General features: G+C 65.8%; 14 protein-coding genes. 4 read left to right on the forward strand and 10 right to left on the reverse strand.

Translation table 11 applies throughout. The features are described 5' to 3' along the window. Positions 1–4: 4 nt before the first annotated feature. The 10 genes from CEW88_RS07060 to CEW88_RS07105 all read right to left on the reverse strand — a co-directional run bounded on the left by CEW88_RS07060 (position 5) and on the right by CEW88_RS07105 (position 16,456). On the reverse strand, positions 5–1,639 hold the full coding sequence (locus CEW88_RS07060) for an alpha-D-glucose phosphate-specific phosphoglucomutase (protein WP_108965417.1): 1,635 nt from the start codon (positions 1,637–1,639) through the stop codon (positions 5–7). Further along, positions 1,636–3,504, reverse strand: coding sequence for a 4-alpha-glucanotransferase (malQ, locus tag CEW88_RS07065; protein WP_108965419.1), 1,869 nt, complete (start codon positions 3,502–3,504; stop codon positions 1,636–1,638). The genes CEW88_RS07060 and malQ overlap by 4 nt, the downstream gene beginning before the upstream one ends. Next, positions 3,504–5,558: a glycogen debranching protein GlgX gene (gene glgX / locus CEW88_RS07070; protein WP_108965420.1), complete on the reverse strand. Its 2,055-nt coding sequence runs from the start codon at positions 5,556–5,558 to the stop codon at positions 3,504–3,506. The genes malQ and glgX overlap by 1 nt, the downstream gene beginning before the upstream one ends. Positions 5,559–5,565: 7 nt before the next feature. Then, positions 5,566–6,987, reverse strand: coding sequence for a glycogen synthase GlgA (gene glgA, locus CEW88_RS07075; RefSeq protein ID WP_108965422.1), 1,422 nt, complete (start codon positions 6,985–6,987; stop codon positions 5,566–5,568). Continuing rightward, positions 6,984–8,210: a glucose-1-phosphate adenylyltransferase gene (glgC, locus tag CEW88_RS07080; RefSeq protein ID WP_254694460.1), complete on the reverse strand. Its 1,227-nt coding sequence runs from the start codon at positions 8,208–8,210 to the stop codon at positions 6,984–6,986. Before glgC ends, glgA begins: the two co-directional genes overlap by 4 nt. Positions 8,211–8,308: 98 nt before the next feature. Continuing rightward, positions 8,309–10,507 (reverse strand): 1,4-alpha-glucan branching protein GlgB, encoded by a 2,199-nt coding sequence (gene glgB / locus CEW88_RS07085; protein ID WP_108965426.1) that lies wholly within the window; start codon positions 10,505–10,507, stop codon positions 8,309–8,311. 72 nt (positions 10,508–10,579) lie between these two features. Next, a complete protein-coding gene (locus CEW88_RS07090) occupies positions 10,580–12,955 on the reverse strand; it encodes a glycogen/starch/alpha-glucan phosphorylase (RefSeq protein ID WP_108965428.1) in 2,376 nt (791 codons plus the stop codon). Between the two features lie 120 nt (positions 12,956–13,075). Beyond that, on the reverse strand, positions 13,076–14,035 hold the full coding sequence (locus tag CEW88_RS07095; RefSeq protein WP_108965430.1) for an ROK family protein: 960 nt from the start codon (positions 14,033–14,035) through the stop codon (positions 13,076–13,078). 6 nt (positions 14,036–14,041) lie between these two features. After that, entirely contained in the window at positions 14,042–15,364 is a 1,323-nt protein-coding gene (locus CEW88_RS07100) for a GH1 family beta-glucosidase (RefSeq protein ID WP_108965432.1), read from the reverse strand. Positions 15,365–15,421: 57 nt separating this feature from the next. Next, positions 15,422–16,456: a LacI family DNA-binding transcriptional regulator gene (locus tag CEW88_RS07105; protein ID WP_108965434.1), complete on the reverse strand. Its 1,035-nt coding sequence runs from the start codon at positions 16,454–16,456 to the stop codon at positions 15,422–15,424. Positions 16,457–16,728: 272 nt separating this feature from the next. Here CEW88_RS07105 and CEW88_RS07110 point away from each other — a divergent pair, with 272 nt between their 5' ends. The 4 genes from CEW88_RS07110 to CEW88_RS07125 all read left to right on the forward strand — a co-directional run bounded on the left by CEW88_RS07110 (position 16,729) and on the right by CEW88_RS07125 (position 21,996). After that, complete coding sequence (locus CEW88_RS07110) at positions 16,729–18,102, forward strand: ABC transporter substrate-binding protein (protein ID WP_108965436.1); 1,374 nt, start codon at positions 16,729–16,731, stop codon at positions 18,100–18,102. A gap of 83 nt (positions 18,103–18,185) precedes the next feature. Continuing rightward, complete coding sequence (locus CEW88_RS07115) at positions 18,186–19,184, forward strand: carbohydrate ABC transporter permease (RefSeq protein ID WP_108965438.1); 999 nt, start codon at positions 18,186–18,188, stop codon at positions 19,182–19,184. A gap of 12 nt (positions 19,185–19,196) precedes the next feature. Further along, on the forward strand, positions 19,197–20,336 hold the full coding sequence (locus CEW88_RS07120; protein WP_108965440.1) for a carbohydrate ABC transporter permease: 1,140 nt from the start codon (positions 19,197–19,199) through the stop codon (positions 20,334–20,336). Positions 20,337–20,352: 16 nt separating this feature from the next. After that, on the forward strand, positions 20,353–21,996 hold the full coding sequence (locus CEW88_RS07125) for an alpha-glucosidase (protein ID WP_108965442.1): 1,644 nt from the start codon (positions 20,353–20,355) through the stop codon (positions 21,994–21,996). The last annotated feature ends 32 nt before the right edge of the window (positions 21,997–22,028 follow it).

Raw genomic sequence — 22,028 nt, forward strand, 5'->3', positions numbered from 1 at the left:
CCGATCAGGTGATGACGTCGGGCGCGTCGCGTCCGGTGCGTGTCTTGATGCCCGCGATGGCCTCGGCGGCGGCGATCACCGGCGCCAGGGCGACCTGCGGATCGAGCGCGAATTTCGCCGGGTCCGTCTCGACCTTCTCGAGGTAGACGCGCAGGGTCGCCCCCTCGGTCCCGGTCCCCGAGAGGCGCAGCACAAGCCGTGAGCCGCCCTCGAAGCCGATCTGCAGGCCCTGCTTCTCAGCGCGGGAGCCGTCGACCGGATCGTCGTAGGCGAATTCCTCGGCGGAGGTGACCTTCATTCCCGCGACCTCGTTGCCCGGCAGCACGCCAAGCTGTTCGCGCACGTGATCCATCAGCCCGTTCGCCGCATCGCTGTCGACGCCCTCGTAGTCGTGGCGGGAGTAGTAGTTGCGACCGTACTCCTGCCAGTGCGCCTCCATCAGTTCGGCGACCGAGCAGTGCTTCTTGGCCAGCACATTAAGCCAGAAGAGCACCGCCCAGAGCCCGTCCTTCTCGCGCACGTGGTCCGAGCCGGTGCCGGCGCTTTCCTCGCCGCAGAGCGTGGCGCGGCCGGCGTCGAGCAGGTTGCCGAAGAACTTCCAACCGGTGGGCGTGGCGTAGCAATCGATGCCGAGCCTCTCGGCGACCCGGTCCACCGCGCCCGAGGTCGGCATGGAGCGTGCGACGCCCTTTAGACCATCGGCATAGGCCGGAACCAGCGTGGCGTTGGCGGCCAGAACCGCGAGGCTGTCCGAGGGGGTGACGTAGCAGTGTTTGCCGACGATCATGTTGCGGTCGCCGTCGCCATCCGAGGCGGCGCCGAAATCGGGCGCATGATCGCCCATCATCTCGTCCATGAGGGTTTTGGCCCAGATCGGGTTGGGATCCGGGTGACCCTTGCCGAAGTCGGGCAGCGGGATGGCGTTGATCACCGTGCCTGGGCCGGCGCCGAGCTCTTCTTCAAGGATCATCCGGGCGTAGGGGCCGGTGACCGCGTGCATCGCATCGAAGCGCATGGTGAAGCCGGAGCGGAACAGCGCGTGGATCGCGTCGAAGTCGAAGATCTCCTTCATCAGCTCGGCATAATCTGCGACGGGATCGACGATCTCGATCTCCATATCGCCGAGCATGACGCTGCCGGTGCCAGCAAGGCCGACGTCCTGGCTGTCGAGGATGTGGAATTCGTTGATGGTCTTCGTCGCCTCGAAGATCTTGTCGGTGATGCTCTCGGGCGCGGGGCCGCCGTTGCCGGCGTTGTACTTCACGCCAAAGTCGCCCTCGGGGCCGCCGGGGTTGTGGCTGGCCGACAGGATGATCCCGCCGTCAGCGCCGCGTTTGCGGATCAAGTTCGAGGCCGCCGGGGTCGAAAGCAGCGCGCGCTCGCCGACGATCACCTTCTTGGCGCCGCTGGCCGCGGCCATGCGCAGCACGACCTGCGCCGCCTGCGAATTGAAGTGCCGCCCGTCACCGCCGAGCACGAGGGTTTTCCCCTCGACCCCGCCGATGCCGTCCCAGATGCTTTGAATGAAATTCTCGAGATAGTGGTGGCTCTGGAAGACGGGTGTCTTCTTGCGCAGGCCGGACGTGCCCGGCTTCTGCCCCTCGATCGGCTCGGTGGGTACGGTACGGATATGCGTCATGAATGTCTCCTTCTCCCGGATGCTTCCATGATCCGGGCGGCATTGGCAAGAACGGGTGTATTTGCAATCTCTTGCGGACCGAAAGGCAGGCGCTGCCGCCAGTTGGGATGCTCCCGGACGGTGCCCGGGAGGTTGGGCTGCACGTCGCTGTCCAGCAGGTCCTCGACCTGGACGGCGACCAGCCGGGAGCGGGTGGCGGCGAGAACGTGGAACATCGCCTCGGGCGCCTCGGGGGAAAGATCGCCGCGGAACTGCCCGCTGAGCCAGTCGAAGCCCGCGATCTCGCGCCCGCGCCAGTCGCGCATGCCCTGCGCGTGCTCGGGCGGAGTGAGGCCGATGCGCTCACGGATGTCGATTTCGCGACCGGCGCGCCAGCCCTTCCAGGTGGGCAGATCGTGGGTGGTGAAACTGGCGATGACTGCCTCGTCGTAATCCTCGGGGCGCTTGAACTCGGGGGGATCGCCACGGTGTTCAAAGCAGGCGAGGCGACAGCCCACCAGGCCGCTTTCGTCCATCGCGTGGTGCAGCCCGTCGGGGATGACGCCAAGGTCTTCGCCGATGATCACCCCGCCGCAGCGCGCCGCTTCGATGCGCGCGACGGCGAACATTGCCTCGCGGGGCATCTGCACGTAGGCGCCGGGCAGCCCGTCCGCGTCGGGCACCCAATAGGCGCGCTCGAAGCCGATGATATGGTCGATGCGCAGCATACCGCAGAAGCGGAGCTGCTGGCGGAGGGTGAGGGCGAGGGCTTCGAAGCCGGTCTCCTCCAGCACCACCGGGTTGAACGGTGCCAGACACCAGTTCTGCCCTTGTGGCGCAAAGGCATCGGGCGGCGCGCCGAGGCTGGCGCCGGTGGCAAAGCTGGCGCGGTCGGTCCATGTCTCGGCGCCATGCGGGTGGGTGCCGACGGCAAGGTCAAGGTAGAGCCCATGGGTCATGCCCGCGGCCTGCGCGCGGCGCTGCGCTGTGGTAACGGCGCCCTCGGCCGCATATTGCAGCCAGGCATGGAATCGGACCCGCTCGGCCAGCTCGCGCGCGGCCCGCGCGACCTCGGGGCTGGCCGGATCCTGATACGGCGCCTCCCAGGCATCCCAATAGGCGCCCAGCTTTTCCGACAGCGCCTGGTGCAGGGCAAAGCGTTGCAGTTCCGCCCCCTCGTGCCGCAGCCAGGCGTCGAAACCGGGGCCGGGCGGGGCGTTGTGGAACTCTGCCTCGAGCGCGGCGAGCCGGGCCGGCGTCTCGGTGGCGAAATCCACCAGAGGGCCGGGCGTGGCGGCCGTGTCGGTGGGCAGGTAAAGCGGCGAGAGCCGGCGGCGGTGCGACGGCGTGTAGGGGCTGAAGCCGCCGGCATCGGCCACGTGAAAACCTGCGTGAATGGGGTTGATGCCGAGGAACCCCGCGCCCTGCGCGGCGGCGCCCTCGGCCACCACCGCGAGATCGTCGAAGCTGCCGATGCCGCCCTGCGCCGCGGGGCGCAGGCAGGCCAGAGGCACCATCAGCCCCCAATCGCGTTCGGGCAGCGGTAGGCGCGGCGGCGCGCTGAGCAGCCAGCAGATCTCGCCGCGGGATTCGAGCCGGTGCCGCCCCAACGGCAGGGCGGGCAGGCGGCCTTCGCCCTCGATCCCGCGGCCATCCTCGAGTGTGATCTGCCAGGCCCCGGGCACACCCAGAGAGGGCGGCTCGCCGTGGCTGCAGACGTGCCACTTGGGCAGGTCGCGCACGTTCAGCGGCGCGTCGCCGTCCAAACCCATGGCCGCGAGCAGCGCCGCCTTGGTCTCGATCGGGGTGCTGTGCCACGCGCCGTAGAGGTCGCGGTATTCGCCGAGGATCCCGGCCTGTTCCGCGCGGGCGTCGAGCTCGCTCATCATGCCTCCTCTGCAAGCAAGAGCACCGAGTTCGCGGCGAGCGTCACGGTGCCGCCGAGACGCTGCGGGGCTGCCTCGGGGTCGGTGGTATCGATGTGGCGCACCCAGGAAAAGCCCTCGCCTGGGTGCGGCAGGGTTAGTTCCACCGCCTCGCCGGCGTTGAGAGCGATATAGATCGCTTCCTCGCGCTGCTTGTAGAGCGGCGTGCCCGAGGCCATGCGGAACTCGGCGCAGAGCACCTTGAGATGGCCATTGGTCCAGTCGGCGCGGGTCATCTCCTGCCCGTCGGGACGCCACCAGAAGAGGTCCGGTACGCCGTCGATCCGTCGCGGGCGCGAGTGCAGGTAGCGGCGCTGGCGCAGGATCGGGTGGGCCTTGCGAAAGGCGATGAGCTTGCGCGTGAAGGCGTGGAAGGCGTCGTCGCGATGGTCCCAGTCTATCCAGCCGGTCTCATTATCCTGTGCATAGGCGTTGTTGTTGCCGCCCTGCGAATTGCCGATCTCGTCGCCAGCGAGAATCATCGGCGTTCCCTGGCTGAGCAGCAGGGTCGCCATGAGGTTGCGGCGGCGCAGGGCGCGGGCGGCGGTGATCTCGACATCGTCGGTCGGGCCTTCGACGCCCATATTGTCCGAGTGGTTCTCGCCGTGGCCGTCGCGGTTGTCCTCGCCGTTCGCCTCGTTGTGGCGGCGGGTGTAGGAGACCACGTCCATCAGGGTGAAGCCGTCATGGGCGGTGAGCAGGTTGACCGAGGCGGTGGCATTGCGCCCCGAATGGTCGAAGAGCCCGGCCGAGCCGGTGATCCGGTCGGCCATCACCGGCACATGTCCCAGATCGCCGCGCCAGAAGCGGCGCACGCCGTCGCGGTACTGGTCGTTCCATTCGCTGAACGGCGGCGGGTAGCCGCCGAGTTGGTAGCCGCCCGGGCCGATGTCCCAGGGCTCGGCGATCAGCTTTTTGGCGGCCAGAACCGGGTCCTGGCGCAGCGCCTTGAAGAAGGCGGAGTTGCGATCGAACCCCTCCGGCGTGCGGCCCAGCGTCGAGCACAGATCGAAACGAAACCCGTCGACGCCCATGGTGGTGGCCCAGTAGCGCAGGCTGTCCATCACCATGCGCAGCACCATCGGATGGTCTAGGTTGAGCGTATTGCCGGTCCCGGTATCGTTGATGTAGGTCCGCTTGTCCTCGGGGAGCCGGTAGTAGCTGGCATTGTCGAGCCCGCGGAAGCTGAGCGTCGGCCCGTGTTCATCGCCCTCGCAGCTATGGTTGTAGACGACGTCGAGGATGACTTCGATCCCGGCGGCGTGGAGCCGGGCGACCATATGCTGGAACTCCCAGAGCGCGTCCTGCGTGAGGTAGCGCGGATCGGGGGCGAAGAAGCCGAGCGTCTGGTAGCCCCAATAGTTCTTCAGCCCCTTGTCGACGAGAAACCTGTCGTTGAGGAAGCTCTGCACCGGCAAGAGCTCGATGGCGGTGATCCCGAGGTCGGTCAGATAGTCGAGCACCGGGTCCGAGGCGATGCCGAGAAAGCTGCCCGGGTGCTCGGCGCCGGGAAAGCGCTGCGTGAGACCCTTCACGTGGGCCTCGTAGATGACGCTCTTGGCAAGCCGGGTCTCGGGGGGCTTGGTGTCGCCCCAGTCGAAGCTGGTGTCCACCACCACGCCCTTGGGCATGAAGGGCGCGCTGTCGGTGGTATTGCGCGTCTGCGTGCCCCCGTAGAGCGCGTCGTTCCACAGCGGGTGGCCGGTGATGCGGCGGGCGTAGGGGTCGAGCAGCAGCTTGTGGGGATTGAAACGGTGCCCCTGCCGTGGCTGGAACGGTCCCTCGACGCGCAAGCCATAGTGCTGGCCCGGGGTGAGCCCGGGCACCCGCCCGTGCCAGACGTCGCCATCGCGCTCGGGCAGGGGGAGCCGGTGAGTTTCCGTGCCATCCTCGTCGAAGAGACAGAGCATGACGGCCTCGGCATGGGCCGAGAAAACCGCGAAATTCACGCCATCGCCATCAAATGTCGCGCCGAGCGGGCTGGCGGACCCCGCGAGGATGACCGGCTCGCTCATCTATGCCTCATAAAGACTTGGCCTTGACCATGTCTTGGTAGAGCGCCGCGTATTTCGCTGCCGAATGGGTCCAGCTTACGGGCGAGGCCATCGCGTTGGTCATCATGCGTGTCCAGGTTTCCTTGTCCTGGTACAGAGTTATAAGCCGCATCATCGCTTGGGCCAGAGCCTGGGCGGTTACCGGGTGGAATTGCAGGCCGGTTGCACAGCCTGCTGCCAATCCAGCAGGCGATGCATTGATCACCGTGTCCGCCAGACCTCCGGTGAGCGCCACCAGGGGCAGGGTTCCGTAGCGCAGGCCGTAAAGCTGGGTCAGCCCACAGGGCTCGAAGCGCGAGGGCACGAGAATCGCATCGCCCCCCGCCATCAGCCGATGCGCGAATTCCTCGTCGTAGCCGATGCGCACCGCAACGCCGGGGTGCTTCTGCGCCTTGCGCTGGAAGGCCTCTTCCAACCCCGGGTTGCCCGACCCGAGGAGCGCCAGCTGGCCACCGCGATCGAGCAGCGCGGGCAGGGCCTGCAGCAGGATATCGAGCCCCTTCTGCTCGGTCATCCGCGAGATCACCACGCAAAGCGGACCGGGCCAGTCGTCCGGCAGGTCCAGCTCCTTGCGCAGCGCGGCCTTGTGCTCGGCCTTCTCGGCGATGGTCTTGTAGGGCGGCGTCCAGAGCGCCTCGTCGATGCCATTGAGGATGCCGACCATATCCTCCTGCCGCTCGCGCAGCACGCCCTCGAGCCCCATGCCGAAGTCCTTGGTCATCAGCTCGGCAGCATAGGTGGGCGAGACGGTCGAGAGCTTGTCGGCATAGACAAGCCCCGCCTTCAGCGCCGAGACGCTGTCCCAGAACTCGTAGCCGCGCTGGTGAAAGCCGGTGCGCGGCAGGCCCAGCGTGCCGATGCGCGACGCCGGCGCCATGCCCTGAAAGGCGATGTTGTGGATGGTCATCAAAGTCGAGACCCGGCCCGCGGCGCCCAGCTCGCGCAGGTAGAGCGGCACGAAGCCCGCCTGCCAGTCGTGGCAGTGCAGGATCTGTGGCCGCCAGCCCTCGATCCCGTCGGCGCCGATCATCGCGGCCACCGAAGAGAGCGCGGCGAAGCGCTCGGGGTTGTCGCGCCAGTCATGGCCGTGCGCGTCCATGTAGGGCCCGCCGTCCCGGTCAAAGAGATGCGGCGCCTCGAGCACGTAGAGCAGCTGATCCCCAAGCGGCGCTTTCAGCACGCGCGCAGGCCCACCGAAGAGATCGTCGTAGTCCGCTGCCACTTCCTGCGTTGGCAGCTTGGCGATGACTTGCCGGTAGCCCGGCAGCAGCACCCGCATGTCGACCCCGTGCACCGACAGCGCGCCGGGCAGGGCGCCGACCACGTCGGCAAGCCCCCCGGTCTTGATCAGCGGCACACATTCCGAGGCGACAGACAGGACTTTTGTCATTTGGCGGCTTCCCTCCGGTCGAGCATTCCTTGCGTGATCAGCGTCACGCCGCCTGGCGTGACACGGAACCACTTTGCGTCTTCCTCCGGATCCTCGCCGACCACAAGCCCCTCGGGAATATGCACGCCGCGATTGACCACGGTGTTGGTCAGCCGGACATGACGCGAGACGTGGACATTGGGCAGAAGTACCACACGTTCGAGTGCCGAATATGAATTCGTGTGCACCTTGGTGAACAGCAGCGACTCGCGAATCTCGGTGCCCGAGATGATGCAGCCGCCGGCAATGAGCGAGCTGACGGCCGATCCGCGGCGGTCTTCCTCGTCGTGGATGAACTTTGCGGGGGGAACCACCTCGGCATAGGTCCAGATCGGCCAGTCGGTATCCCAGAGGTCGAGCTCGGGGTCGAAGTTGGTCAGGTCGATATTGGCGCGCCAGAACGCATCGATGGTGCCGACGTCGCGCCAGTAGGCGGGCTTGCCGGCCTCGCGCACGCAGCTGTCCTCGAAGCGGTGCGCCTGCGCGCCGCCCGCGGCGACGATCTCGGGGATCATGTCGTTGCCGAAGTCGTGGCTCGAGCTTTCCGAGCCCAGGTCCTCCACCAGCTTGCCGCGCAGGTACTTCCAGTCGAAGACGTAGATGCCCATGCTGACCAGCGTCTTTCCGGGATCGTCGGGCAGGCCCGGCGGGTCCTTGGGTTTTTCGAGGAACGAGGTGATCCGGTCGCTCTCGTCCACCGCCATGCAGCCAAAGGCGCTGGCCTCGGACCGGTCCACGGTCAGGCAGCCCACGGTCACCTGAGCGCCGCTCTCGACGTGCTGCTCGAGCATCTCCTCGTAGTCCATCTTGTAGATGTGGTCGCCCGCGAGGATGACGATATAGTCGATGTCGTAGCTGTCGATGATGTCGATGTTCTGGGCCACCGCGTCCACGGTGCCGCGATACCAGGTCTGCTCGTTGTAGCGCTGCGAGGCGGGCAGGATATCGAGGAACTCATTGCGCTCGGCGCGAAAAAAGTTCCAGCCGCGCTGGCAGTGTCGGATGAGGCTGTGCGCCTTGTACTGCGTGGCCAGCGCGATCTTGCGGATGCCGGAATTGAGCGCGTTGGAGAGGGCGAAGTCGATGATCCGGGCCTTGCCGCCGAAATAGACAGCCGGCTTCACGCGAAAATTCGTCAACTCGTGCAGGCGCGAGCCGCGGCCCCCCGCGAGCACGAAGGCCATGCTGCGGCTCGCGAGCCTCTGGGAACGTCGGGACATTCGTCTCCTCCTTTACTTAAATGCGATGTATCGGGCACCGCCGCGACACGGGTATGAATGAGTCAGCTGTCCTCGCGAACGAGGAAGATCGCCGAAAGTGGCGGCAGGAAAAGCTCGGCCGAGGCGGGATAGCCGTGGCTGGGCTCGTCGTCGGCGATGACGCGGCCGAAATTCCCGCGATTGCCTCCGCCGTAGATGCCTGCATCGGTGTTCAGCGCCTCGCGCCAGACACCGGTGTCGGGCAGGCCGATGCGGTACCGCGGCTGCTCGGCAGGCGTGAAATTGCAGATCACCGCCACCTCGGGTTCGTCCGACCGGCCGCGGCGAATCCACGAGAAAACCGAGTTTCCGGTGTCGCCTCCGGCGATCCAGGCAAAGCCCTCTTCCTCGCAGTCCTTGGCGTGCAGGGCAGGTGTCTCGCAATAGAGTCCGTTGAGATCTCGGATCAGGCGCTGGATCCCGGCATGCTGAGGATCGTCGAGACAGGCCCAGTCGATCTCGGCATCGTGGTTCCACTCGTGCGCCTGCGCGAACTCCTGCCCCATGAACAGCAGCTTCTTACCCGGGTGGCCCCACATGAAGCCGTAGTAGGCGCGCAGGTTGGCGAACTTCTCCCACTGGTTGCCCGGCATCTTGCCCAGCATCGAGCCCTTACCGTGTACCACCTCGTCGTGGCTGATCGGCAGGATAAAGTTCTCGGAAAAGGCGTAGACCAGCCCGAAAGTCATCTGGTGGTGGTGGTAGCTGCGGTAGATGGGGTCCTTGCGGATGTAATCGAGCGTGTCGTTCATCCAGCCCATGTTCCACTTGAAGCCGAAGCCAAGCCCGTCCTGATCCACCGGCGACGACACGCCCGGGTAGGCGGTGCTTTCCTCGGCAACGTTCATGATTCCGGGGTGCTGGCCGTAGCACTCGGTGTTCATCCGGCGCAGCATCGCGATCGCCTCGTAGTTCTCGCGGCCGCCGTCCTTGTTGGGCACCCATTGGTCCGCGGGGCGGGAATAATCGCGGTAGAGCATCGAGGCGACCGCATCCACCCGCAGCCCGTCGGCATGGTACTCCTCGAGCCAGTAGAGCGCGTTGGCGGTCAGGTAGTTGGCCACCTCGGCGCGGCCGTAGTTGTAGATCAGCGTGTTCCAGTCGTGGTGGAAGCCCTCCTTGGGGTCGGCGTGCTCGTAGAGCGCGGTGCCGTCGAAGCGCCCAAGGCCATGCGCGTCGGTGGGGAAGTGGCCCGGCACCCAGTCGAGGATCACCCCGATCCCGGCGCGGTGCGCGGCATTCACCAGGTCGCGGAACTCGTGGGGCAAACCGTGGCGGATGGTCGGGGCGAACATGCCGATGGGCTGGTAACCCCAGGAGCCGTCAAACGGGTATTCGCTGATCGGCATCAGTTCGATGTGCGTGAAGCCCATATCGGCGACGTAGTCGACCAGCTCTTCGGCGGCCTCGATGTAGGAGATCGGCCGGCCCCAATCCTTGCGCCGCCACGAAGGAAGGTGGACCTCGTAGATCGAGATCGGCGCGGAGCGGCTCTGCGCCTCGGCCCGGGTCTCGAACCACGCATCGTCCGTCCAGCCGTAGCCCGTGATGTCGCGCACGATCGAGGCATTGGCGGGCGGGTGTTCGGAGCCGAAGCCGATGGGATCGGCCTTGCGCGGCTGCACGGTCCCGTCGGGGCCGACGATCTCGTAGCGGTAGAAGGCCCCGTCGCCGACATTTGGCAGGAAGATTTCCCACACGCCGGTGGCGCCCCGGCGGCGCATGGGATTGCGCAGCCCGTCCCACCAGTTGAAATCGCCCACGACCGAGACGCGCTTGGCATTCGGTGCCCAAACAGCGAAATGGGTGCCCGCCACGCCTTCGTGGGTCATCACATGGGCGCCGAGCGCCTCCCAGAGCCGCTGGTGACTGCCTTCGCCCAGCAGGTACTCGTCGATCTCGCCGAGCACCGGGCCGAAGCGGTAGGGGTCTTCGCGCTCGTAGACCCGCGGCTCGCCGTCCTCGCCGTGGTCTTCGCCGAGGAGAATATAGGCCATGTCACCCGGCACCGGGCCTCGGAAGAAGCCCGGTACGTTGGTCGGCTCGAGCGGGTGGCGCACGCCCCTGACCAGGGCCCACATGCGGTCGGCGCCGGGGTCGTAGGTGGTGACGTATCGTGCGCCGTCCTGCTCGTGCGGACCAAGGACGGCAAAGGGATCGTCGTGATGGCCCCGCAGCAGCCGCAGCAGGGCAGTGTCGAGGGATGTGGACGCGGTGCTCATGACGTGACTGTAGTCGGATCCGCGCATCTGGCAATGATCTCAGGCATCGGGAACCGGTAAGAGTCCTTTCGCTCAGAGAAGACTTGCCGCGCCCCAGATGTCGTTCATGTAGCCGCGGATCGTCCTGTCGGAAGAGAACCAGCCCGAGCGCGCGGTGTTCAGCGCCGCCATCTTCGCCCAGGCCCGGCTGTCCTTGAAGGCCGCATCCACCTCGCGCTGCGCGCGCCAGTAGTCGGTGAAATCCGAGCAGACGAGGAAGTAATCTGCGCCTTCGAGATTGGCGGTGATGCCATGATAGCGGTCGGGCTCGCCGGGCGAGAAACGCCCGTCGCGGATCAGATCGAGCGCGCGCTTGAGGCGCGGATCGGCCTGCACCGCCTGCCAGGCGTGGCCCTCGACCTTGCGGCGCTCCATCACCTCTTCGGCGGTCATGCCGAAGAGGAAGAAGTTCTCGGCTCCGACATGCGCGCGGATCTCGACGTTGGCGCCGTCGAGCGTGCCGACGGTCGGCGCGCCGTTCAGCGCGAACTTCATGTTGCCGGTGCCCGAGGCTTCCTTGCCCGCGGTCGAGATCTGCTCCGAAAGATCCGCAGCGGGGATCATCCGCTCTGCGAGGCTGACGTTGTAGTTCGGCAGGAAGGCGATCTTGAGATAGGGCGCGGTTACCGGATCGGCATTGATCACCGCGGCGGCGTCGTTGATCAGCCGGATGATGTCCTTGGCAAAGAAATAGCCCGGCGCGGCCTTGCCGCCGAAGAGCTTGAGGCGCGGCGTCCAGTCGGCATTGGGGTTGTCGCGGATCTCGGCCCAATAGGCGATGGTCTCGAGGATGTTGAGGTGCTGGCGCTTGTATTCGTGCAACCGCTTGATCTGAACGTCAAAGAGCATTTCGGGGTCGACGTGAAGCCCGTACCCCTCGGCCATCCAGGTCGACAGCTCTGCCTTGTTGTCGCGCTTGACCTTCGCATAGCGGTCGAGCCAGCCGCTGTCCTCGATGAAGGGCTCGAGCTTTTCGAGCTGCTCGAGATCATCGACCCAATCCTCGCCGATCGCCTCGGTGATCAGCCCGGCAAGGCGCGGGTTGCAGCCGAGCAGCCAGCGCCGCGGGGTGACGCCGTTGGTTTCGTTGACGATGCGGTTCGGATGCAGGGTGTGCAGCTCTTCGAAGACGGTGGTCTTCATCAGCTCGGTGTGCAGCGCCGAGACGCCGTTGACGTGATGCGCCATGACAAAGCTGAGCTGGCCCATCTTCACCTGGTGGTCGGCCCGCATGGAGTTCAGCCGCGACGGGTTCTGCTTGGCGTGGGTGCTGTCGATCTGATCGATCAGCTCGATATGGCGCGGCAGGAGCCGACCGAAGAGCGACTCGTCCCAGGTCTCCAGCGCTTCGGGCAGAAGCGTGTGGTTGGTGTAGCTCAGGCAGCCGCGGGCGATCTCCATCGACTCCTCGAAGGACAGGCCGCGCTCGTCATGTAGAACTCGGATCAACTCGGGGCCGGCGATGGCCGGGTGGGTGTCGTTGAGCTGGATCGCCACCTTGGAGGGCAGCTTGCGCAGGTCGCCGAACTGGTTGTTGAAGCGGCGCAGGATGTCGCGCAGGGCGGCGGCGGTCAGAAAGTACTCCTGCTTGAGCCGCAGCTCCTTGCCCTGCTCGGTGGTGTCATCGGGATAGAGCACGCGAGAGATGGTGCGCGCCAGCGCCTCGGGCTGAGCTGCGCCAGCAAAATCGCCGTGGTTGAACCGGTCAAGGTCGAAGGGGTGGATGGCCCGGCCCGACCAGAGCCGCAGCGTGTTGGCCCAGCGGCCCTTCCAGCCGACGACCGGCGTGTCGAAGGCTTCGGCCTCGACCACTTCGCCGGGATACCAGCGCACGGTCTCGCCGCGCTTGTCGACATGGCCGCCGAAGCCGATGCGGTAGCGCACCTCGGGGCGTTCGAATTCCCAGGCGTGACGCTGTTCAAGCCAGAGTTCAGGCTGCTCGACCTGGCGCCCGTCGACAAAGCTCTGGCGAAAGAGCCCGTGTTCGTAGCGAATGCCGTAACCGTGCGCCGGACAGCCGACAGTCGAGAGGCTCTCGAGGAAGCAGGCGGCCAGGCGCCCGAGGCCACCGTTGCCGAGCGCCGCGTCGGGCTCGTCGGCCAGCACCATCGCGTAATCCTTGCCGAATTCCTCGAGCACGGCCTTGGCTTCCTCGACCAGCTCGAGGTTGACGATCCCGTCTTCGAGCAGCCGGCCGATGAGGAATTCCATCGACAGGTAGTAGACCCGCTTTGCCTCCGAGTCGTAGGTCTTGCCGGTTGCCGCGATCCAGGCATCGGTGATCCGGTCGCGCACCGCGTAGCTCAGCGCCATGCGCCAGTCCTCGAGGATCGCGTGCTCGGGATCCTTGCCGAAGGAGTAGCGAAGGTGCTGGAGGATGGACTCGCGCAGGGAGGCGGATTGGCTCATGGGTAAGGCACTCGCTTTTGGAAAAGACGAAGGGTTGCGCCGGTCGACCTAGGGCGTCTGCACGATTGATGAACAGTTTTTGTTACACAAAGGCAACCGCCTTGAAGATTGCGCCGAGATTTACGGCAATTCGCTCAAGTGGCAGGCACAACCTGTGAGCGCCGCATAATCGTCGGTCACAAGGCTCACCGGGAACTGCGTCATGAACTCGGCGAAGCGCCCACGGTCGCAAAACGCCTGCTCGAATGCGCCGGAGGTCAGGTAGGGACCGAAGTGCCGCGCCACGCCGCCAATCAGATAGATGCCGCCGAAGGGCAGGGTGGTGAGTGCCAGGTTGGAACACACCCGGCCCATCATCCTCACGAAGACCTCGATGGCCCGCAAGGCGCGCTCATCCGTGCCGGCTTGCGCGGCCTCCATGATCTGCTGCGCCTCCAGCGGCTCCCCTGCGCCGTCCTCGTCGCAGAGCCAGGCGTAGACGCGCTCGAAGCCGCGGCCCGACAGGATGTGCTCGACGCTCGGCCCCTGGTGCTTGCGCTCGATGTAGCGCAGCAGGCGCATCTCGTCGTCGGTCTGTACCGGGATGGCCACGTGGCCCGCTTCCGACGGCGGCACCAGCGTCCGCTCGCCGAGCCGGAACACCGGGGCGGCGTTCATCCCGGTGCCGATGCCGACAACCAGCCGCGCCGCCTGCGGGCTGGCGGGCAGCCCACGCAGGATCGGGGTGAGGCAGTCCTCGGCGATATGTCCGAGCGCATGGCCCTGCGCCTGGAGATCGTTGAGCACCGAAATGGTCTCGGCGCCTGTGGCCTCGGCAAGCGTCGGGCGATCGATTTCCCAGTCGATGTTGGTCAGGCGCCCCGCGCCGTCGCGCACCGGGCCGGCCACCGCGACGCAGGCGGCGTCGACCGTTGCGCCCTTTTCGGCAAGGTAATGCTTCAGGACAGCACCGATCCCGTCGTTCTCGGCATTGCGGTAGCGCATCACCGATCCTTCGATCAGCCTGCTGCCTTCGCAAAGCGCCACCCGGGTGTTCGTGCCGCCGATATCCGCCAGAACTGCCGTGCCGCCGCTGCTCATGATGCCTTACTCCGTTAGCGCTCTCGCCAGCGCGTGGTAAGAGGCTTTGGGCGTACGTTCAAGGGTGTCGAAGTCCACGTGGACCAGCCCGAAGCGTTTTTCGTAGCCGAGGCTCCATTCGTAATTGTCGAGCAGCGACCAGGCGAAATAGCCCTTCACCGGCGCACCGCCCGCGATGGCCTTGCGGACCTCGGCGAGATGGTCGTCGAGATAGGCGATGCGGTCCTGATCGTCCACGCCGCCGTCCACCAGGGGATCGGGCGCGGCCATGCCGTTCTCGGTGACGTAAAGCGGGATGTCGCCGGTGTATTCCCGCGCCATCCGGGTAAGGAACTGCGACAGGCCCTGCGGGTAGATTTCCCAGTCCATGAAGGTCTTGGGCAAAGGTCCTTCGACCTCTTCCAGCGAAGGCCAGGCCCCCTTGGTGGGAGAGATCACCTTGCGCGTGTAGTAATTCAGCCCGCACCAGTCGAGCTTCTGCGTGATCAGCCCGAAATCATCCTGCCAGTTCGAGGGCATATGCGGCTCGAGGCCATCGAGCACGATCTGCGGGTATTCGCCCTTGAACACGCCGCCGGTGAACCAGCGGTTGTAGATGCCATCGTAGAGTTCGGCGGCATGGCGGGCGTCGGGGGTGTCATTGTCGGGGCTCGACCATTCCATGTTGAAGACCCCGCCGAGGTTCTGCATGCCAAGCCCGCGCATCACCTCGATGGCGCGGCCATGGGCGAGCAGGACGTGGTGCATGGCACGGGCGGTGGCGCGGATGTCGCGCAGGCCGGGCGCGTGGAACCCCATGAAGTGCGACAGCCAGGCGACGCACCAGGGCTCGTTGATCGGCGCGACAGAATACATGCGGTCGCCGATGCGCTTCATCAGCACCTCGGTGAAGTCGCCGAACCAGCTCGCCACGTCCCGGTTGCGCCAACCCCCGAGATCGGCGAGCGGCGAAGGCAGCTCCCAGTGGTAGAGCGTGGCGCAGGGCTTGATGCCGCGCTCGAGCATGGCGTCGGTGAGCCGGTCGTAGAAGTCGAGCCCCTCTTGGTTCACCTGTCCGCGCCCCTCGGGAAGCACCCGCGCCCAGCTCGTGGAAAAGCGGTAGGCATCGAGCCCTGCGGCCTTCACCAGGTCGAGATCCTCCTGGTAGCGGTGGTAATGATCGCAGGCCCGGTCGCCGTTCTCGGCGCGCACGACATTGCCGGGCGTGGCGGCGAAATCATCCCAGTGGGTGCGGCCAGCGCCGCCAAAGGCATGGCCCTCGATCTGGTAGCTGGAGGTGGCGACGCCGAAGAGGAAATCCTCGGGAAAATCCTTGCGGGTGAACTGCATGGCTTGTCCTTGTCGATTCGAGGGAAAGGGGGGCTGAGGCTTGGAGAGGCCCAGTGGTTAGCGGGTGTCTTGCGGCACGGGGCCGGTGGAGCCACCGATGATGAGCTGCGCCTCAAGCAGGCGGGACTGCGCCGGACTCTCTGGATCGGCGATATGCGCCAGCAGCATCGCCGCGGCGATCCGCCCGGCCTCGTAGACCGAGGAACGCGTGGCGGTGAAGATCGGCACATCCGGCCCGTTGCGCAGGAAGCTCAGATCGTCGTCATGGGTGATCACCGAGATGTCGCGGCCCATCTCCAGCCCGGCGGCATGGATGGCGCGGCGGATGCCGATGGCGGCAATGACGGACGAGGTGATCATCGCCGTGGGCCGGTCGGGCAGGGCGAGCATGCGCGCGGCGCTCTCGAAGCCGTAGCTCTCGGTCATCTCGCCAGCGCTCAAGTGGCGGGGATCGACGGCCACGCCTCGCCCGGCCATCGCCTGTTCGAAGCCGACGCGGCGGCGGTAGGCGAAATCCATGAACTCGAGCCCGTTGATCAAGGCGATCCGGCGATGCCCGAGGTCCAGCAGGAAGTCGGTGGCACGCTGGAAGGCATGGGTGTTGTTCATGTCGACCCAGCTGTAGGGCATGTCGAGATCCGTGGCGCGTCCATGCACCACGAAGGGCAGGCCAAGCTGCCGCAGGAAGGGGATCCGCCCGTCCTTCATCGAGGGACCATGCACGATGATCCCGTCGACATTGCCCTTGGCCTTGAGCCGCCGGTAGTTCTCTTCCTCGTCGCGATCGCCGGTCATCGACAGGGTCATGTCGTATCCGGCCTTGACGTATTCATCCGATGCGCCAGCTATGAAATCACCGAACACAGGGTTCATCATCTGGTGCTGGTGCGAGAAGGGGATGACGTGGCCGATGGTCATGGCGCGCCCCGTCGCCAGCCCCTTCGCCCGTGCGTTCGGTGCATAGTTGAGCGCCTGCGCCGCCTCCATGACGCGCTTGCGGGTCTGCTCGTTGACCTCCGGATAGCCGTTGAGCGCGCGACTCACGGTGGTTTGCGAGAGATTAAGATGCGCGGCCAGTTGCTTGAGGTTCATCAGCGGTCTTCCAAAGCGCTTCGGTACCTTCCGACAGTAACGGCAAAACGGGGCGGTCGGGAAGACCCTTTGCAAAACGCCTAGATTAGCTGCAGTGCGGCATGTAATTTCCGATCACCTAGGCCATTGCATGATTGACAACAGGGGGGCAAACGCGTGAGGCTGCTCGTGGCTCAAAGCGCTTTGGGGTGAGGAGTGCCTCCAGCGCGTCCGAATTGACCACATCTCTCGCGGCCCTGGGAGCCGTGACAACACGGGAGGACTTTGACGACATGACCAAGCGAAACACACCCGTTCGCGGCACGCGCGCCATTCTCGGCTCGGTGGCGGCGTTGGCGCTCTGCGCGGGCGCAGCCCAGGCCGAGATGGTGTTCACCCCCGGCGAGGGCGATTTCAACTGGGACAGCCTCGACGCCTTCGCGGCCGAGCATGACCTGTCGGGCCAGACCCTGAGCATCTTCGGCCCCTGGCGCGGCGACGACCAGCAACTGGTCGAGACGGTGCTGGCCTACTTCGAGCAGGCTACCGGTGCCGATGTCAGCTATTCCTCGTCCGAGACCTACGAGCAGCAGATCGTCATCGACACCGAGGCGGGCAGCCCGCCCAACATCGCGATCCTGCCGCAGCCCGGCCTGATCGCCGACCTGGTGAAAAAGGGCTACGTCACCCCGCTTGGCGACGAGACCGCCGACTGGCTGCGCGAGAATTACGCCGCCGGCGACAGCTGGGTGAGCCTCGGCTCCTTCGAGGGCAAGGACGGCAGGCAGCTCTACGCCTTCCCCTACAAGATCGACGTGAAGTCGCTGGTTTTCTACGTCCCCGAGAACTTCGAGGATGCGGGCTACGATGTTCCCGAGACCATGGAGGATCTCAAGGCCCTGACCGAGCAGATCGCCGAGGAGGGCGAGACGCCCTGGTGCATCGGTCTGGGCTCGGGTGGGGCGACCGGCTGGCCGGCTACCGACTGGGTCGAGGATATGATGCTGCGCGTGCAGCCGCCCGAGGTCTATGACCAATGGGTGACCAATGAGGTCAAGTTCGACGATCCCAAGGTGATCGAGGCGATCGAGGAATTCGGCTGGTTCGCCAAGAACGACGCCTTCGTCAATGGCGGCGCCGGCGCAGTGGCCACCACCGACTTCCGCGAAAGCCCGGCGGGTCTCTTCGCCTCGCCGCCGCAATGCTACATGCATCACCAGGCCAGCTTCATCCCGACCTTCTTCCCCGAAGGCACCGAGATGGGCGTGGACGCGGATTTCTTCTACATGCCCGCCTATGCCGAGAAGGACCTCGGCCAGCCGGTGCTGGGTGCGGGCACGCTGGCGTTCATCACCAAGGACAGCGACGCATCGCGCGCCTTCATCGAGTTCCTGCAGACGCCCATCGCGCATGAGATCTGGATGGCGCAGTCGGGCTTCCTGACCCCCTACAAGGAAGCCAACGCAGAGCTCTACGGCAGCCCGCCGCTGAAGAAGATGGGCGAGATCCTTCTGGACGCGACCACCTTCCGTTTCGACGCCTCTGATCTCATGCCCGGCGCCGTCGGCGCAGGCAGCTTCTGGACCGGGATGGTCGATTACGTCGGCGGCAGGTCGGCCGAGGACGTGGCGACCGCGATCCAGAAAAGCTGGGACGCGAACAAGTAACTCGGGGTAAACTCGACGCGGGGCGCCGCCCTTCTAGGGAAGTTGCGGCGCCCCGAACGACTGCAAGCGACGGGGAGGACGTCATGCATCCGGCACTTCAGGCCGTATTGACCATCGTGATCGGGCTCGGCGGCTGCATCGGTTATTTCTGGCTATCGAACCAGCTGATCGACAAGGTTCTCTTCCCCGCCCGCGGCCCCAACATCGGCCGCAACATCCGCCGCGCCGAGATGATCCGGCCCTGGCTTTTTCTCTTTCCCGCGATCTTCGCGCTGGGGCTCTACCTGGCCTATCCCGTGGTGGCGACCTTCTGGCTGTCGCTGACCGACCGCAACCAGGGGGGCGCCTTCGTCGGGCTCGCCAACTACCAGCAGATGCTGCGCGAGGCGAAATTCTGGGAGGCGATCCGCAACAACATGCTCTGGCTGATCGTGGTGCCCGCCGCTTCGACCGGCTTCGGCCTGCTGGCGGCGCAGCTCACCGACCGCATCCGCTGGGGCAATCTCGCCAAATCTCTGATCTTCATGCCGATGGCGATTTCTTTCGTAGGCGCCTCGGTGATCTGGAAGCTGGTCTATGATTTCCGTCCGATCGGGCAGGAGCAGATCGGTATCCTCAACGCGGTCTGGGTCTGGCTCGGCGGCGAGCCGCAGACCTGGCTGACCATCACGCCGTGGAACAATTTCCTGCTGATGGTGGTGCTGGTCTGGATCCAGACGGGCTTTGCCATGGTGATCCTCGGCGCAGCGCTGCGCGGCATCCCCGAGGAGACGGTCGAGGCCGCCATCGTCGACGGTGCGAACCCGTTCCAGATCTTCTTCAATATCAAGGTGCCGCAAATCCGGTCGACCATCGTCGTGGTCTGGACCACGATCACCCTCGTGGTGCTCAAGGTCTTCGACATCGTGCTCGCCATGACCAATGGCCAGTGGCAGACGCAGGTTCTGGCCAACTACATGTATGACAAGCTTTTCCGCGCCTTCGACTGGGGCGTCGGCTCGGCCGCGGCGATGGTGATCATGCTGCTGGTCTCGCCGATCCTGGTGTGGAACGTGATCAACGCGCGCCGCGAGACGCGCTGAGGAGGGCGGAACATGGAAGGCATGGCAGGACAGAAATCGACCCTCACCTGGGCGGTCCACATCTCGGTGGCGCTGCTCGTGGCGCTCTGGCTCTTTCCGACGGTGGGCCTCTTGGTCTCGTCGTTCCGCACCGCCGAGCAGATCAGCAACTCGGGCTGGTGGTCGGCCTTCTCGGCGCAGAAGGGGCAGCTCCCGGCAATCCGGATCTCGGGCGAAGAGCGCGAAGAAGGCGGGCTCTACGTGATCGACGGCAACCTCTTCGGCAGTGCCGAAACCACGCTCTCGGCCTGGGGCACCTCGTCGCGCGAGCCCGAGGCCTACGAGCCGGACGCCGAAGTCGAGCTGCAGGATGGCTGGGCGCTGACAGTGGAGCAATCGGGCGATTTCCGCCTCACAGCGCCGCAGAGCTTCGAGGGCGAGCGCCTGCCACGGGTCTTTGCCACGGCCACGACACCACCCGAGTTCACGCTCGAGAACTACAAGAACGTGCTTTTCGGCACGACCGCGGGGGCAGGGGTCGGGCAGGCGTTTCTCAACACGCTGACCGTGTCGATCCCGGCGACGGTGATCCCGATCCTCGTCGCTGCCTTTGCCGCCTATGCGCTGGCCTGGATGGAATTCCCCGGCCGAGCGCTGCTGATCGCCGCGGTGGTGGCGCTGCTTGTCGTGCCGCTTCAGCTGGCGCTGATCCCGCTGCTGCAGCTGCACAACGCGATCGGCATCGGCAAGGGCTACCTCGGGGTCTGGCTGGCCCACACCGGCTTCGGGCTGCCGCTCGCCATCTACCTCTTGCGCAACTACATGGTCGGCCTGCCCAAGGACATCATCGAGAACGCCCGCGTCGACGGCGCGTCGGACTTCCAGATTTTCACCAAGATCGTGCTGCCGCTGTCTTTCCCGGCGCTGGCGAGCTTTGCCATCTTCCAGTTCCTCTGGACCTGGAACGACCTCTTGGTCGCGCTGGTCTTCCTTGGCACCGACGACGACCGGCTGGTGCTGACGGCGCGGCTGGTCAACCTGATGGGTTCGCGCGGCGGACAATGGGAGATCCTTGCAACCTCGGCCTTCGTGTCGATCGTGGTGCCGCTGGTTGTCTTCTTCGCGATGCAGAAATACCTCGTGCGCGGCCTGCTGGCAGGCTCCGTCAAGTGATCGAAAGACCCAATACATGAGCAAGAACACCCTTCCCGTGCCCTCGACCGAAGACCGCGACTGGTGGCGCGGCGCGGTGATCTACCAAGTCTATCCGCGCAGTTTTCAGGACAGCAACGGCGACGGCGTGGGCGATCTGCTCGGCATCTCGCGCCGGCTGCCGCACATTGCCTCGATGGGGGTCGACGCGGTCTGGATCTCGCCCTTCTTCCGTTCGCCGATGAAGGACTTCGGCTACGACGTCAGCGACTATTGCGACGTCGACCCGATGTTCGGCAGCCTCGCCGATTTCGACGTGCTGATCGAGACCGCCCACAAGCTCGGCCTGAAGGTGCTGATCGACCTCGTCATGTCGCACAGCTCTGACCAGCATCCCTGGTTCCAGGAGAGCCGCAGCTCCAAGGACAACCCGCGCGCCAATTGGTACGTTTGGGCCGACGCCAAGCCCGACGGCACGCCGCCGAACAACTGGCTGTCGATCTTCGGCGGCTCCGCCTGGCAATGGGACACCACGCGCTGCCAGTACTACCTGCACAACTTCCTCACCTCGCAGCCCGACCTCAACTTCCACGAGCCCGAGGTGCAGAAGACGCTGCTCGACGTGGCGGAGTTCTGGCTCGACCGCGGGGTCAACGGCTTCCGGCTCGATACGGTGAACTTCTACGTGCATGACGCCAAGCTGCGCGACAACCCGGCGCTGCCGCCCGAGCGGCGCAACCCGATCACTGCCCCGGCGGTGAACCCCTACACCTGGCAGGAACATCTCTACGACAAGACCCAGCCCGAGAACCTCGAATTCCTCGCCAAGCTGCGCAAGCTCATGGACCGCTACAACGCCGCCGCCGTGGGCGAAATCGGCGAGGACCTGCGGGGCCTCGAGGTGCTGGGCGAATACACCTCGGGCAATGATCACCTGCAGATGTCCTACGCCTTCGAGCTGCTGTCGCAGCGCGCACCGACCGCCGAATACGTCAAGGAGGTGATGGACAAGGTCGCCGAGGTGGCAGGCGGCGGTTGGGCCTGCTGGGCCTTTTCCAACCACGACGTCGAGCGCCATGTCACGCGCTGGGGTATCGGCGCCGCAGGGGCACGGCTCTACACCACGCTGATGATGTGCTTGCGCGGCTCGGCCTGCATCTATCAGGGCGAGGAACTTGCTCTGCCCGAGGCGGTGCTGGCCTTTGAGGATCTGCAGGATCCCTATGGCATCAGGTTCTGGCCAGCCTTCAAGGGCCGCGACGGCTGCCGCACGCCGATGGTCTGGGAGCCCGATGCCCACCACGGCGGCTTTTCCGAGGGCAAGCCCTGGCTGCCGGTGAGCCACGAACACCTGCGGATGACCGTCGAGGACCAGGAGAAGGACCCGGCGGCGATCCTGCATCACTACCGCCGTGCCATCGCCTTCCGCCACGCTCATGCGGCGCTGAGCAAGGGCGAGATCACCGATCTCACGGCCACCGGTAACGTGCTCAGCTTCCGCCGGGTGGCCGAAACTGAAGAGCTGTTCTGCGCCTTCAACATCGGTCCCGATCCGGCGGTGATCGACGCGCCGGCAGGCAAATGGCAGCAGGTCGGTGTCGAGCTCGGCTCGACCGGCACCGCGCCCGATGGCAAGTTCCACCTCGGGCCCTGGCAGCCCGCGCTGGCGTTGCGGATGTGATCGGCAGAAACGAAGGATAAGGGGAGGCGGAG

Source organism: Alloyangia pacifica (assembly GCF_003111685.1).
In the GTDB taxonomy this organism is placed as follows: domain Bacteria; phylum Pseudomonadota; class Alphaproteobacteria; order Rhodobacterales; family Rhodobacteraceae; genus Salipiger; species Salipiger pacificus_A.